This is a genomic window from Shewanella abyssi, from assembly GCF_023284025.1.
Classification (GTDB): Bacteria; Pseudomonadota; Gammaproteobacteria; order Enterobacterales; family Shewanellaceae; genus Shewanella; species Shewanella abyssi.
The window spans coordinates 92,853-107,408 of the sequence record NZ_JAKIKR010000010.1; the positions used below are offsets into that span (position 1 = coordinate 92,853).

At 45.2% G+C, this 14,556-nt stretch carries 14 protein-coding genes and 3 pseudogenes; 7 read left to right on the forward strand and 10 right to left on the reverse strand.

The genetic code is table 11. From position 1 onward, the window contains the following. Positions 1-72: 72 nt before the first annotated feature. The 5 genes and pseudogenes from L2755_RS06870 to L2755_RS22460 all read right to left on the reverse strand — a co-directional run. Positions 73-612, reverse strand: a complete 540-nt coding sequence (locus L2755_RS06870) for an outer membrane beta-barrel protein (RefSeq protein WP_248979926.1) — start codon at positions 610-612, stop codon at positions 73-75. Between the two features lie 209 nt (positions 613-821). After that, entirely contained in the window at positions 822-1,148 is a 327-nt protein-coding gene (locus L2755_RS06875) for a DMT family transporter (RefSeq protein ID WP_202286953.1), read from the reverse strand. Between the two features lie 188 nt (positions 1,149-1,336). Next, positions 1,337-1,765, reverse strand: coding sequence for a phosphate-starvation-inducible PsiE family protein (locus tag L2755_RS06880; protein WP_248979925.1), 429 nt, complete (start codon positions 1,763-1,765; stop codon positions 1,337-1,339). Positions 1,766-2,094: 329 nt separating this feature from the next. Then, complete coding sequence (gene gfa, locus L2755_RS06885; RefSeq protein WP_248979924.1) at positions 2,095-2,652, reverse strand: S-(hydroxymethyl)glutathione synthase; 558 nt, start codon at positions 2,650-2,652, stop codon at positions 2,095-2,097. A 55-nt stretch (positions 2,653-2,707) separates the two neighbouring features. Further along, positions 2,708-2,851 (reverse strand): annotated as a pseudogene (locus L2755_RS22460) (L-threonine dehydrogenase); the annotation flags it as partial. A gap of 322 nt (positions 2,852-3,173) precedes the next feature. Here L2755_RS22460 and L2755_RS06890 point away from each other — a divergent pair. From L2755_RS06890 to L2755_RS06910, 5 genes and pseudogenes are all read left to right on the forward strand, one after another. Then, positions 3,174-3,284: pseudogene (locus L2755_RS06890) on the forward strand (LysR family transcriptional regulator); the annotation flags it as partial. Between the two features lie 277 nt (positions 3,285-3,561). Next, positions 3,562-4,770 (forward strand): NAD(P)/FAD-dependent oxidoreductase, encoded by a 1,209-nt coding sequence (locus tag L2755_RS06895; protein ID WP_248979923.1) that lies wholly within the window; start codon positions 3,562-3,564, stop codon positions 4,768-4,770. Positions 4,771-5,028: 258 nt separating this feature from the next. Beyond that, positions 5,029-5,502, forward strand: a complete 474-nt coding sequence (locus tag L2755_RS06900) for a hypothetical protein (RefSeq protein ID WP_248979922.1) — start codon at positions 5,029-5,031, stop codon at positions 5,500-5,502. 113 nt (positions 5,503-5,615) lie between these two features. Next, positions 5,616-6,323: a HupE/UreJ family protein gene (locus L2755_RS06905; RefSeq protein ID WP_248979921.1), complete on the forward strand. Its 708-nt coding sequence runs from the start codon at positions 5,616-5,618 to the stop codon at positions 6,321-6,323. A 76-nt stretch (positions 6,324-6,399) separates the two neighbouring features. Continuing rightward, entirely contained in the window at positions 6,400-7,050 is a 651-nt protein-coding gene (locus L2755_RS06910) for a hypothetical protein (protein ID WP_248979920.1), read from the forward strand. A 70-nt stretch (positions 7,051-7,120) separates the two neighbouring features. Here the strand turns inward: L2755_RS06910 and L2755_RS06915 are convergent, their stop codons facing one another. The 4 genes from L2755_RS06915 to L2755_RS06930 all read right to left on the reverse strand — a co-directional run bounded on the left by L2755_RS06915 (position 7,121) and on the right by L2755_RS06930 (position 10,357). Continuing rightward, positions 7,121-7,570, reverse strand: coding sequence for a DUF6491 family protein (locus L2755_RS06915; RefSeq protein WP_248979919.1), 450 nt, complete (start codon positions 7,568-7,570; stop codon positions 7,121-7,123). A 251-nt stretch (positions 7,571-7,821) separates the two neighbouring features. Further along, positions 7,822-8,661, reverse strand: a complete 840-nt coding sequence (fghA, locus tag L2755_RS06920) for an S-formylglutathione hydrolase (protein WP_248979918.1) — start codon at positions 8,659-8,661, stop codon at positions 7,822-7,824. A gap of 103 nt (positions 8,662-8,764) precedes the next feature. Next, complete coding sequence (locus tag L2755_RS06925; RefSeq protein WP_248979917.1) at positions 8,765-9,895, reverse strand: S-(hydroxymethyl)glutathione dehydrogenase/class III alcohol dehydrogenase; 1,131 nt, start codon at positions 9,893-9,895, stop codon at positions 8,765-8,767. A gap of 195 nt (positions 9,896-10,090) precedes the next feature. Then, a complete protein-coding gene (locus L2755_RS06930; protein ID WP_248979916.1) occupies positions 10,091-10,357 on the reverse strand; it encodes a DksA/TraR family C4-type zinc finger protein in 267 nt (88 codons plus the stop codon). Between the two features lie 248 nt (positions 10,358-10,605). Here L2755_RS06930 and L2755_RS06935 point away from each other — a divergent pair, with 248 nt between their 5' ends. Together L2755_RS06935 and L2755_RS22370 are read left to right on the forward strand one after the other, a co-directional pair. Further along, positions 10,606-11,475: a LysR family transcriptional regulator gene (locus L2755_RS06935; protein WP_248979915.1), complete on the forward strand. Its 870-nt coding sequence runs from the start codon at positions 10,606-10,608 to the stop codon at positions 11,473-11,475. 183 nt (positions 11,476-11,658) lie between these two features. Continuing rightward, a pseudogene (locus L2755_RS22370) lies at positions 11,659-11,757 on the forward strand (LysR family transcriptional regulator); the annotation flags it as partial. Positions 11,758-12,055: 298 nt separating this feature from the next. On the opposite strand, the gene L2755_RS06940 reads toward L2755_RS22370, so the two are convergent. Beyond that, positions 12,056-14,314 (reverse strand): patatin-like phospholipase family protein, encoded by a 2,259-nt coding sequence (locus L2755_RS06940; protein WP_248979914.1) that lies wholly within the window; start codon positions 14,312-14,314, stop codon positions 12,056-12,058. Between the last annotated feature and the right edge of the window lie 242 nt (positions 14,315-14,556).

The window sequence follows — 14,556 nt, forward strand, 5'->3', positions numbered from 1 at the left end:
ACCACAATGGTATTGTCAGCTGCTTTCGCCAATGCATTGCCGTCGGCTTTTTTCTGTCTGTTACAAGTCGTGTTAGAACTTATAATCGAGCGTTAAGTACACTTGCTGGCTGTTATCAATAGTGATCCCATGACGTTCGTAATCTTGCTCTAGATAGCGATAACCGAGATCGGACGAAAAGTGCTCGCTCCATTGATATTGCATACCCACTTGGCCACCCCAGACAGGAGCAGTATCGGCACGTCCAGCAATTTTATTATCGTTAACGCCTACAGTAACGCCGGCGAACAAGTTAACGTTCTTATGCACTGGGATGAGATAGTCATATGAGATCAACCAGCTGTATTGCTCCTGCTTATAATCGCTGCCCGCTTGAGAAAACTCATCTTCCATATAGCCAAAGGTACCTGTGATCCGGTGCTGCTGTTCAATCAACACCCCCACTCGCCCTTGCCACGACATGTCTTCAGTATCATGCTGTATCTTGCCATCAACCTTGTCTGTTTGATAACCCGCAGCGGCACCGACAAAGAATTCAACTTCAGCTGCATTAACGCTACCGACCAGTAACCCTGAACATAGAACACCTGCTAGCATTGTTTTAATTTTCATAACAAACCTCACTAATGACTTATCTGTTTCTTGTCGTAATCGACGTTGAGAACAGATTAACCCTAAGATTAACAATGAAAAAGTGCCTATCGCCAGCCAGTTTGTATTGAATAGCGTGACAGTCAATAAAGCTATCAACATCCATTGATGTGCTGTTTTTAATCCTTTAACAAGTAAACTAAGCTAAATTGAACCTACTCTATTGGCTATTAATGACTATGCCCTTGGGACAAATTGATCATTATCACGCCAGCAGCCACAAGACCCATACCCACCCAAGTGGTTAAATCCAGATGTTGACGGTAAAATAGCGCGGACAACAAGGTGACAGTGACGATAGCAAGACCCGCCCATAGCGCATGTACCACACCGACCGGCATGCCCTTCATCGCTTGGCCTAGAAAGATAAATGCCGTCAAATGTCCCAGTATGACCATTGCAGCTGGCAACGGCTTGCTAAAGCCATCAGTCGCCTTAAGCGCCACATGAGATAAAGCTTCAGCCATGACACCCAGTAATAGAAAGATCCAACTCATAATGTAAGCCTTAAATTTAAAAGTGATCGGCAGGCAAAGCCTGCAACATAGATTGGGATAGTGATTTTACTGCAGCTATTATATTGATAATCAATCAGATGATAATCTGCTGAAATGGCAAATCACTTTTACTGGAGAGTAATAAAGGAATGTGATCGAACTGAAAAATAAGCCAACTGATCGCAGCGTCAATGACGTTGTTTGGGTGATACCAGCCAATAAGTTACCCCAAGTGCGATAATGACCGCCGCAGAGGCCCATACATATTCTGGCTCCACCTCTTTAAAGTCTAAGACGATAATTTTTCGGGAGATCGCCATTAATGCAGTCGCAATCACAATCTGCACATGGATCACCTCCTCTTTAAGGTAGATGGTAATATTTTGGAAAATTTCAATCGCGATGAGCACCGCGAGGAAAGAGCCAAAGATAACCAGTATGTCCTTCATATCAATCAAGCCGTATGGCGGCGTCATGATTTCAATAAACAACACCCGTCCCACATCAATCACACTCCATAGAATGACCAAGGTCATCAACACGGCTAATATCCGCACCGCATAGTGCACAACTTGGCCCAACATATTAATCAGTGGCTCTTTGTCTATTTTTTCCATCTAGCGCTCCGGTTTTAATCAGATAAAGCGTTTTAAGTAGTTATTCATACTATTAGACCAACTCCGCTTTGATGGGAGTATTATATTTGTTTATGCCGAGATGATAATCCACCTGAAATACAATTATCTTTTACCAGATAGAAACAATTAGTAGCGACGTGATCCCATAAAAGGCCCCATCCACTCAAATGGTTATAGCTTTCCTATAGATAATGGCAGCCAAAAGTACAATTTTCCGAGAGAGGGTTGCGCGAATATTAGTCATAAAAAAAGCGCCGAAGCGCTTTCTATCATGTCCAATAATACTGACATCCATATATCAATCTGTTTTAGCCGTTATTGGCAACATGGGCTGCGATAGCATCCATCAAAACAGGGGATAGGCAATCATATGGCGCCAATCCTAAATCGGTTAATGTATTGCGAACATCAGCCATAGCTTCAGGTGCAGTACCTGACTCGATGATTGAAGAGACAAATGCAGCGAATTCAGGTGCAGACCAACCTTGTTGCTTAGATAGCTCTGTATGGACAAAGTCTAAACCATAGAAGGGGTGGCCAGTGTTTTCGATACGGCCATACATATGAGTACCACACTCTTTGCAAGCATGACGCTGAATTGCCGCTGACTCATCAATGATCTGTAATTTATCAGCGTTAGCAGTCACACTAACCATCTCTTTTGCAACCACAGCTATCTGAGCAAACAGCGCGCCTTCAGGCTTCCAGCATTTGCTGCAACCACAGACATGGTTATGTGCCGTTTGCGCCGCGACGGTAACTTCTACCGGGTTATGTGAACACTGGCATTGTAATGAACCTCCAGTAAAACCTTCCGCTGCTGCTGGGATGCCGTTATCGACCTGTGGGTGAATTAATGTTGTCATAATGTTTACTCCAAAAATGTGGCTAAGCTCTGTTCAACAAGGCTTAGCCTGCTACTTACATAGCTTGTTTAAAAATATTGATAATCTCTTCAGTGGTGCCTTTTCTTGGGTTGGTTAAAGAACACGCGTCGTTTAAGGCATTAATCGCCATAAACTCAAGTTTGTCCTCTGTGACGCCAAGATCGGCTAGTTTTCGTGCAGTACCACCGGAGGCTGAAAGTCACTCAATTTTGACAATGCCCGCTTCTGCTGCATCGGCAGCGGTCATATTTAACGACTAAAACTTGAGACTGGATGACACCAGGGTCATTCGATGGCAGTGATTATATTCCTTGCTTAAAAGTTGATAATCCCTATTTTTAGCAAATAACTTTTTACCGTGAGTAACAATAAATCTAAGCAGAAGAGCTATTTTAGTGATAGAAAAGCGCGAGCAAAGGCTCAAATAAAATCGGAGGGTGCATTAGAGAGGATTGGACAATTAGCAGACTCAAGCATGATGGCCAAGAAGTTAAGTACACGAACTCAATCGCCAACCCGAGGAGGGTATTTGGTCTATCTATCCACAAAACCGTCACTTATCACCCAAGGTGAGTATGTTACTCGACTACCTCAACACAGCCCTCAAATGAGTATTTAATCTCCCCGCACTGCTCTGCAACAGATTCACACCTCGTCTCTTATAGACAATGAAACGTATATTCATACACTTACTATTACCTCCACCTCTATTATTACTGTTTGGTAAAAGTAATTTACCTTTTAGGCTGATTGTTCCAAATACGATGATAACTATAATGAGCCCCATCTTAAGTCCTGAGGACGAGTGCACCCCTGTCGGAGCGCTCAACTCCTAAGGCAATTGTCAAAAGTATTACAGCACCTATTACGGTGCACAGAGGAACTATTATGTCTCGTATTGTTATTGTTGGCGGCGGCGCTGCCGGCCTAGAAATTGCTAGCCTTTTAGGACGTTCAGTCAATCGTCAAGATGAAGTCATACTCGTCGAAGGTGAAACTCATCACTACTGGAAACCTCGCTTCCATGAGATAGCCGCCGGTACCTTTGATAGTGACCTCGACAGCCTGTGCTATTTCAGTCATGGCGCCAAGAATGGCTACATGCATTACCAAGCGTGGATGACCGATATAAAGCGCGAAGATAAGCAGTTAGTGGTCCGTAAACCTAACGGTGAAACAGATGCTATCGAATATGATTACCTAGTGATTGCTATCGGTGCCATTAGCAACGACTTTGCCACCTTAGGCGTGCAAGAGCACTGCTTGTTCCTCGATACACCAGAACAAGCGCGAGATAGCTGGCACCAAATAAGTACCTTGCTACGCTCAGGACAAGAGCGCAGCATTAATATCGTCGGTGCTGGTGCTACCGGGCTTGAACTCGCAGCTGAATTAGCGAAAGTAAGCGCTAAATTAGCCAAAAACCCTTATGCGGCAAAGCTCAACATTAATCTAATTGAAGCTGCTGATAGAGTGTTACCGAACAGCCCGCTTAAAATGTCACAGCAAGCGCAAAAGCGACTCGAAGAGTATCAGGTCAACATCATACTCAATACCCGTATCGCCAGCGTCGAAGCTGCACGCATGACCACCAGCGATGGCAAAGTATTAGCTGCTGATGTTCAGTTTTGGGCTGCTGGAATTAAAGCACCAGACTGGCTTAAAAACATCGGTGGTCTACAGAGCAATAATGCTAACCAGCTGATGGTTGAGCAAACACTGGCAACCACTGCGGACTCGTCAATATTCTCCTTAGGTGATTGCGCTGCGATCCCACAAGCTGATGGCACTCAAGTACCGCCAAAAGCCCAGGCCGCTAACCGCGCAGCGGTGCACCTAGCAAAGAACTTAGTGGCGCATTTAGAGGGGAAACCGCTAAAACCTTTCGTCTACAAGGATGGCGGAATGGTGGTTGCCATTGGGCATAACTTTGCCATCAGCACCATGCTGAACGACAGATTAGTGTTAAAAGGCCGACTAGTACGCCGCCTGTACGATACGATTTTCCGTCTACATCAAAAAACCGTTAGCGGCCTATTTACCATGTCACGACTGATCATTATCAAACGCTTAAAGTGTATATTTAAGCCCGCTTAACACGGCTTACTCCGCAGGAGGTAGAGGCTCGCCACACTGAAAAGCAATGGCGCCGACTAACCCATGGAACGTGAAAAGGAGGTTACCCCTCCTTTTTCACATTGTATTATTGCCTCTGCAAGTCTCTGTCTATAGCCATAATGGCTGCACTAACCTAACTAGTCCTATCAGTGCATGGACACACTTAATTTGTTTTGTCGCCGGTAATACTAGCGGTTTGAGCTCCAATCTGATTTAATCTTGCTTGCTATATTATCTTTGAGACTAAACAAACTGAGCAGCAAAACCATCAAGGTAAGGTTAGCCCTAGCCGCTAACCACCAATCCAGAACCACACTAGTCGTAATGCTAGTGCTGATGGTGTGCCAGTTTTTTGTGATGAGTTCAGCCTATTCAGTGCAGTATCCCAATGGTAAGCACCCTATGGGCAGCAGTGTGAGCCATCATCATAGTCATGAAAGCCTCCTTGCCTCAAAGGCGCACCATCATGGCAGCGATAATGTTTCCGCTTTCAATACTACTGAATCGATTACCGATATTGTTGATCGCAATAGCAGCTTAACGGCTGACAATGGCGAGCACGATCATAATAATCATTCACACACACCATCGCACCTGCCACTCGAATCGCGCTTTAATAGCGACTTCTATCAAGCAGGCACCCTAAGCGATGCAGATGTACTGTTCAGCAACCATAGATACGCACCACCAAACCCACCGCCACACAGCTAATTACTTTTCAATAACGCGATCCGTTCGCACATTAAAACGTTATAGCGCATCAGTCATTAATTAATGACTGTGCTCGCCGCGTATAACAAAAATAAATAATTGGAGTATCTGTAATGAGCCAACCTTTGGCGAAAGCCATGGCTACCACCACGAAGCTAGTGGTGATTTTTTTGGGGCTATTTGCCTCTTTCTCTCTGTTTGCACACGGCGTAGATGAGGGGACTCGGCAGTTTTTAGCCGCTAACCAAGGGGTTTCTATTCTGCCCTTTATCTATATCGGCGCTAAACACATGGTCACCGGATATGATCATCTGCTGTTTTTAGTTGGGGTGATTTTCTTTCTATACCGCACCAAAGATGTATTGCTATATGTCAGCCTTTTCACTATCGGCCACAGCATTACCTTGTTGTACGGCGTGTTTTCTGACATCCAGGTCAATGCTTATCTTATCGATGCCATCATTGGGTTTTCAATTGTTTATAAAGGCTTTGATAACTTAGGCGGATTTAAGCGGGTGTTTGGTTTTCAGCCCAATACCAAGGTCGCAGTGATGATCTTTGGCCTATTCCATGGTTTTGGCCTTGCCACTAAAATTCAAGAATTTAATCTGCCACAAGAGGGGTTATTAGCCAATATTATTGGCTTTAATGTCGGTGTCGAAATTGGGCAGTTCTTAGCCTTAGGCGTGGTACTTATTGTCATGAGTTTTTGGCGTAGACACCAGAGCTATCTTAAGTTTGCAACCACTGCCAACACGCTGTTAATGAGTGGTGGCTTGATGTTAGTTGGCTACCAACTCACGGGTTACTTTACCAGTTAACGCTTAACGAGATAGCCGCGTTCAACGGCAAAATACAGCTCAATACGCATGCGTAATTACTCTTTTAGGAACTACAATGAAAAACCAAACTAACAATCAAGCAACTGACACCGTAAGCAACACCATTAGCGTACCCGTCCACTCTAATGCCACTTTACTGAAAGCAAGCATCGTCGCCACCGTCATAGCAGCTGTGGTATTGGTCATGGCAATTTTACCCGCCGAGTACAATATTGACCCGACAGGGATCGGTAAATCACTCGGGCTAACAGAGATAGCCACTGCAGCGACAGCTGCGATTATTCCAAGTGCTAAAGCCGCGACCAATGTCATGAAAAGTACTGACTCCATTGTGATAACCGATGCGCCGTCAGTGGCAGAGATAAAGCAAGCTAGAGTAGAGGTACCTGGACTGCGCCAAGATACGGTCGACATAGTGATTGCAGCAGGCAAGGGCTTAGAATACAAACTGCTGATAAATGAAAACCAGCATTTAGAGTATGAATGGCGCACCGATGGTGCTCCATTGTATTTTGACTTTCACGGTGAACCTCAAGGTGATACCACCGGCTTTTTTGAAAGCTTTACCATCACCACATCCGATCAAGTAAAGGGCACGCTTACTACGCCTTTTGCTGGCTCTCACGGCTGGTACTGGAAAAACAAAACCAGTGAGCCCATTACTGTCACGTTAACCACTAAAGGGGCTTACCTGATTAAAGGCTAGATTCAGTAACAAAAAAGCCCGCTTACTATTTATAAGTGAGCGGGCTTTTTTGGTGAGTTAGCAAACTGTTTTATTCGGGGCTGCTCTTATCGGCTTCTTTTTCATCAACGTCAGCAAAGCCGATGATTTTCTGTTTTATCGCCTCTTTCTCGGCCTTATCTTTTAAACGGTAGATACGCTTTATCTGCGATTTCTGCATTGGCTCTTGCGGAGTCGATACTGAATCGAAGCCGACCTCCACCTTTCCCAAGGTTGAAGTAATCAACAACCCTTGGGCAAACTTCAAAGTATTCAAGCCACCGCTCAATACCAATAAGTAACTCTGTCGCGGTCTAGAGTTAACGATGACCGTATATTTATCGACATTTTCCCAGCCATCCATTCTAAAGTTATCGATAGAATTAACCTGCTCTAATTCAGGAAAGGTATACATTGCAGCTCGTTCCTTCGAGGCCTCTGATGATGCGCAACCCGCTAAAAATATTGCAAAACCGAGCACTAGGATATTCCATAGCTTCATTGTTATCTCCCTAAGCATTGTTATCAATTATATGAGCTAGCTTAACTCTAGCGTGAAAACAGCAGAGTGCCAATACTCGTCTCGTCGATGAGTTAACCACAAAATGACCCAATAGCACTAGCGCTCTTCACCACCCCAGGTAACAACAATAGCTGAACCCCATCAATGCAGAGGCCGAAGCAGCAGAGGCGATTCCCGCCCATAAAAAATGCCGCTATAGAGCGGCATTTTCATAATATGGCAGCGTTAAACTAATCGCTTAAATGCGCGGCATGAAAACGCATATGCTGCTCAATAAAGCTGGCGATAAAGTAGTAACTATGATCATAACCTTCATGCATATTAAGCGTTAACGGATAGCCGCTCACTTTAGCCGCAGCCTGCAACATTTCAGGTTTAAGTTGCTCAACTAAAAAGTTATCGCCTTCACCTTGATCAACTAACGCCGGCACAAAGTTAGTCGCTTTACGCATGAGTAGACTCGCATCGTAGTCAGCCCAGGCATTAGTGTCGCGGCCAAGATAGGCGGTCAGTGCTTTTTTGCCCCAGGGACAATTAACCGGATTACTGATCGGGCTAAAGGCAGAAACAGACTGATAAGCGTCGCTATTACGCATGGCGATAACCAAGGCACCATGTCCACCCATTGAGTGACCGGCGATTGAACGCTTGTCTGACACTGGGAACATTGACTCGATTAGCTTTGGCAGTTCACTGACCACATAGTCATACATTTGATAATGACGACTCCAAGGTGCTTGAGTCGCGTTGACATAGAATCCCGCACCTTGACCTAAGTCATATCCAGCATCATCCGCCACACCTTCACCACGTGGGCTAGTGTCTGGCGCCACAATGGCAATTCCCAATTCAGCCGCTAACGCTTGCACACCCGCTTTTTGCATGAAATTTTCGTCAGTACAAGTCAAACCTGACAACCAATACAGCACGGGAACTTTTTGGCCGTTTGACGCTTGAGGCGGTAAATAAATAGCAAATCGCATGGCACAGTTTAACGATTCTGATTGGTGAGTATATTGCTTGTGCCAACCACCAAAACTCTTATTCACACTAATATTTTCAATTGTCATACTTACATCTCTTGTCGCGCTTTATTATCACTTCCGCCATGGGCGGAAGTGATAGCAAAACGACTGAATTGGTTTAAATTATCTTTCGAATGGCAGTGTTAACTTACTTATCGAAATGGATAACAGTACGAATACTCTTACCTTCGTGCATTAGGTCAAATGCATCGTTAACTTGCTCAAGTGCCATAGTGTGGGTAATAAAGTCACTTAACTTAAACTCACCCGCCATATAACGCTCAACGTATTCAGGTAGCTCAGAGCGGCCTTTAACACCACCAAATGCGCTGCCTCTCCATACACGGCCAGTCACTAGCTGGAATGGACGAGTTGAGATCTCTTGACCAGCACCTGCCACACCAATAACCACTGATTCGCCCCAACCTTTATGACAACACTCAAGTGCACTGCGCATGACGTTGACGTTACCGATACACTCAAATGAGTAATCAACGCCGCCATCAGTCAGCTCTACAATCACATCTTGAATTGGCTTGTCGTAATCTTTTGGGTTGATGCAATCAGTCGCACCCAGTTGACGGGCTAGGTCAAACTTGCTTTCGTTAATATCGATAGCGATGATACGTGATGCTTTAGCCATTTGTGCGCCAATAACCGCTGATAGACCAATACCACCCATACCAAATATAGCAACAGTAGCGCCCTCTTCAACCTTGGCAGTATTCATTACTGCGCCCATACCGGTTGTAACACCACAACCCAATAGACACACCTCTTCAAGTGGCGCTTCAGGGTTTACTTTTGCAAGTGAGATTTCAGGTAATACTGTGTACTCAGAAAAGGTTGAACATCCCATGTAGTGGAAAATATCGACACCATCTTTAGAGAAACGCGTCGTGCCGTCTGGCATTAGGCCTTTACCTTGAGTTTCACGGATTTTCTGGCATAAGTTAGTCTTACCTGACTTACAGAACTTACACTCGCCACACTCTGGCGTGTATAGAGGAATAACATGGTCGCCGACTTGAACACTGGTTACGCCTTCGCCTATAGACTCAACGATACCGCCACCTTCGTGACCTAAAATACAAGGGAAGATCCCTTCTGGATCATCGCCAGAGAGTGTGAATGCATCAGTATGGCAAACACCCGTAGCAATCATCTTGACTCGAACTTCGCCTTTTTGCGGCGGCATAACGTCGACAATTTCCATTGTCAGTGGCTGGCCAACTGCCCAAGCAACTGCGGCTTTAGATTTAATAGTCTGTGCTGTCATGTGTAATTCCTACTTTATATAGCGTTAAAAAACGGTCTTATCTACACGAGTGCCGCAATGTTTATGCGAGCATTATAGCGAGGACTCATAAAATGATAATCCCACCATTATGCAATTAACTTTTACCATATGGTAATAATGGTGATCCTTTGGTCTCTTTTACCATTACCTGATTAGCCAGTGCACTTATTGTCGTTAGCGCAACTGGCTGTCTTTACTGCCTCGCCTGTTAAACAGGGGGACTTTTTTACTTTGTTCATCCAGCTCACTTTGGCAAGTAACACAATAGCGCACCCCTTGAATCGCCTTTCGACGCGCTTCAGGGATCGGGCTGCCGCACTCCTCACAAAATAGTAAGCTGGCTTGCTGTGATAATCCGCTACGAATTTGAGCGACGCCATCGGCGACACTATTATCAATCTGATCTTGCACCGCGCCATCACGGGCCCATCCACCAGCCATAAGGGCTCCTTTATCTAGCACGCTGGTTACGTGGCAGAGTTAAAGTTTAGAAGAACATGGGCGAATTACCACGTCCCTTTGATTGGTTGAATTATACCCAGCGGGGTGGGAATGATAATCCCACTAAAGCGAAAATTTCTTTTACCACACAGTAATAATTTGCCACGGACAGGTAAGATAACTTTGCATTTCAGCTAGAGTTGGTAATAATTGACGCCATTAAAGAGTGACAATAGTAGAGAGCGTATATGTTCAATTGGGAAGGCGTGAGTGAGTTTGTTGCAGTAGCAGAAGCCGAAAGTTTTACTAAGGCTGCCGCGCGCCTAGGCATATCGACGGCTCAAGTCAGTCGTCAAGTGAGTGCTCTGGAAACACGACTTGCTGCTAAGTTGTTTCACCGTACTACCCGCAAGGTATCGGTAACTGAAGTTGGCCGCATCTATTATCAGCACTGCCGCCAAGTCTTAGATGGTTTAGATGAAGCAGAAAGGGCCATCACCAATTTACAGACCACCCCTAGAGGCTTACTCAAGATCACCGCGCCGGTAACCTATGGCGAGGGCATGATTGCGCCACTCATTAATGATTTTATAACTCAATACCCAGAGCTTGAAGTACAGATAAACCTCACCAATTTGAAAGTAGACCTGATTGATGAAGGCTACGATCTCGCCATCCGTTTAGGTCAGCTAGAAGACTCAAGCATGATGGCAAAACGCTTAGGGTCTCGTACGCAATATGTCTGCGCCTCACCCAGCTATCTGTCCACCTACGGCTTACCACATTCATTGTCTGAACTTGAACAACACAACTGTTTAGTGGGCACCATGGACTACTGGCGCTTTCAAGAAAAAGGTAAAGCCCGTAATGTACGCATCAAAGGTAACTTAAGCTGTAATAGCGGTCACGCCTTGGTCGATGCTGCTATAAAAGGGCTAGGCATCATCCAGCTACCCGATTATTACGTTAGCGAATTTATTGAGTCAGGAAAACTAGTGCCACTACTGGAAAACAACCGCCAAGCGGTTGAAGGAATTTGGGCGCTCTACCCGCACAATAGACATCTATCACCTAAAGTGCGCATGCTGCTCGACTTTTTAGGAGAAAAACTCGTTTAGCCATTGAGACTAAGCAGCTAAAAGGTTTTGCCCAGAGTGGTGCTGCAGGATATTTTAATGCTCTACCTCACTCATCAACAAAGACATCTATCACCTAAAGTGCGCATACTGCTCGACTTTCTGAGTGAAGGACTAGCTTAGCGCCTAATACTCTTCAATTAAAAGAGTTTTGCTATTGTTATGCAGCAAGGTGATTGGACACTCTACCCCACTCTTCACGATAGACACCTATCACCTAAAGTGCGCATGCTGCTCGACTTTCTGAGTGAAGGACTAGCTTAGCGCCTAATACTCTTCAATTAAAAGAGTTTTGCTATTGTTATGCAGCAAGGCGATTGGGCACTCTCCCCACTCTTCACAATAGACATCTATCTCCTAAAGTGCGCATGCTGCTCGACTTTTTAGGAGAAAAACTCGTTTAGCCATTGATACTAAGCTGCTCAAAGGTTTTGCCCAGGGTGATGATGCTGGGTATTTTGATGCTCTACCCCACTCCTCACGATAGACACCTATCACCTAAAGTGCGCATGCTGCTCGACTTTTTAGGAGAAAAACTCGTTTAGCCATTGAGACTAAGCGGCTAAAAGGTTCTACCTAATGTCAGGTAAAGGGTTTTATGTTGCAAGTCATCAATACCAAAACCGAGAACGGCTGGACCAAACTCGGTTTCAGTGCCGATAAATATGCTGCTGGCGTAAATCAAATCATCAAGCCCACGCTGATCTTTATATTGCCAAACATTACCCGCTTCGGCAGAAACGCCCAAGTAAAGTGGTTTGTTCATGCCACCGAATCCTTGCCAGTTAATACGATACTGATACACCAGTGATCCATACGCGAGCTGTGAGCCCACCAGCGCATTTTTATGCATGCCTGACAGGTTTAAAAAGCCCCCTAGTTTATGAGTGTGTATTAAGCTCACCTCATCACTATCGGTACCGCTAATTTTGAGCTTACTGATCAGCGTATGCTGCTTGAGGCTACGGGCATGTTTGAGGGAAAACTCATAATTGAAAAGTGCAGTATCACCAAATACATCACCGACAATAGGCAAGACAAAAGAGTCCAGCTTATCGTCGTTATAGGCACCCTTAAAATAGATCTGACTGCCGCGGCTCGGAAAACTATAACTGTCTAAGCTATCGTAACTAACAATGACGAAACCAGAATAGCTCTTATAATCAATATCAAGGTCAATCATTGATGGGCCTTCTATATTGCCCGATTCAGCGGCTATACCTAGTTCAATAATCATATCGTTACTCAGATTAATGCCTATTGATGAGCTAATATTATGCGATTTAGTCAGCGTTTTTAAACTGCGCTGGTTATCCCAAAAATACAGCAGCTCATCTTGTGAGTATTGATACCGATTTTTCCAATAATAGTGCTCTAATGGGTCGAGCTGCAAACGGTACTCGGTCGCCAGGCGCTTCTCTTTGCCAGACGTAAACTCAAAACGCAGCTGTCCTTGGCTATCTCCAACGTTATTCATCGTATAAGCAAGGTCGAGCTTAACATCGGATATTTCGGTAAAGTCCTCTTCCAATGAAAAACCAATATCAAAAAAGTTAGGCCCCCAACTTTTTTCATTGGCGGTGATCAGCAGTGTTTTTTGATCTTGTTCGTCCATCACAATTTCAGCTTCGACTCGCTCAAAGCTATTGAGCGCATAGACACGATCAATCGCATCGACTAATTCGGGGGTATTGACGCTGTCACCGGCATTAACGGCTAGCGCGGCACTGATTTTCTCTGGCGTCTCATGGCTATTATTAACCACAATAACTCTATCGATAGGCCGCTGCTGAAAAGTCAGTAACGCTTGCTTATAGCGCTGTCGATTTGCTTGATATTGCGCAAACTCCTCGGCGCTGCTTTGCAATGGAATAAGCCTATCAGCATGAGCGAGTGCCGCCTGTTCTCCTTTTTCAAAACCCAGTGGCATACTGCTAAAATCGGTGGTGCCTAACAAGCTGATATCAGGGCGAATGAGAATATCCTGCGGCTGTAGATTCTCTACCTGTTCTACCGCATTGGCCCGTGTCATCATGGTGGATAGTTGCGACAGTATCGCAAAACTATCTTGCAACTCCTCTTTCGGTGCTAGCTCGGCACCAATATCAATTGCAATAACAATATCAGCGCCCATTTCGCGTACCGTATCCGCTGGCATATTGCTTACCATGCCGCCATCGGTTAGGTATTTGCCATCAATCTCTATCGGCTGCAAAATACCCGGCACGGACGCCGACGCCTGCATCGCCGCCAGCAGGTTGCCTGAATCTAACACCACAGCCTGCCCTGTGGCAATGTCAGTACTGATCGCCTTAAAGGGAATGGCTAAATCATCAAATGAAGCTTGCCGCGGCACCATGCCGGCAGAGAAAATATAGAGGTTTGCCATCGACTGGCCGCGTAAGACACCTTGCGGCAATAGAATTTCACCGTCTAGCGAGCCAAACTCAAAGGGTAAGTTAAAGCGGTCGAAATCTTGTTTATCATGATAATTCAACGCCGTTCTCGGCACCGTATCATCGAAGCCACTGACCCAGTCAAGTTCAAGCATGATGCGCTCGATATCATCGACACTGTACCCCAGCGCGTATAGCCCACCAACATAGGCACCAATACTGGTACCCGCAATATAATCGACCCGTATATGCTGCGACTCTAGATAACGCAGCACGCCCACATGCGCAGCCCCTTTCGCGCCACCACCACTCAGCGCTAGACCAATTTTGCCGTGAACTGGCTTTGACTCTCTAATATCGGCGTGCAGCAGCAGTTCTTGCTCACGAGCAGACACAGCCGCAGAATTCAGCGCTACTGCCGTCATGAGGAAAACACCTGCGCTCGCTAAATAATGACTCAAACCCATTACACCATCATGAAAATAGAGCGGCTATTTTAAGATGTAACTGATTGACTCATTAAGTGCCGACTGTGAGTTTTATTGTCTCAAATATAGAGACAATATGACTACTGATACTATATTACCAATTTTTACAATTACTTATGTAACTTCGATTTGAGTCGTGGTGACTATATTATTTCGATTAAGTCTACGGCGACGGGCAG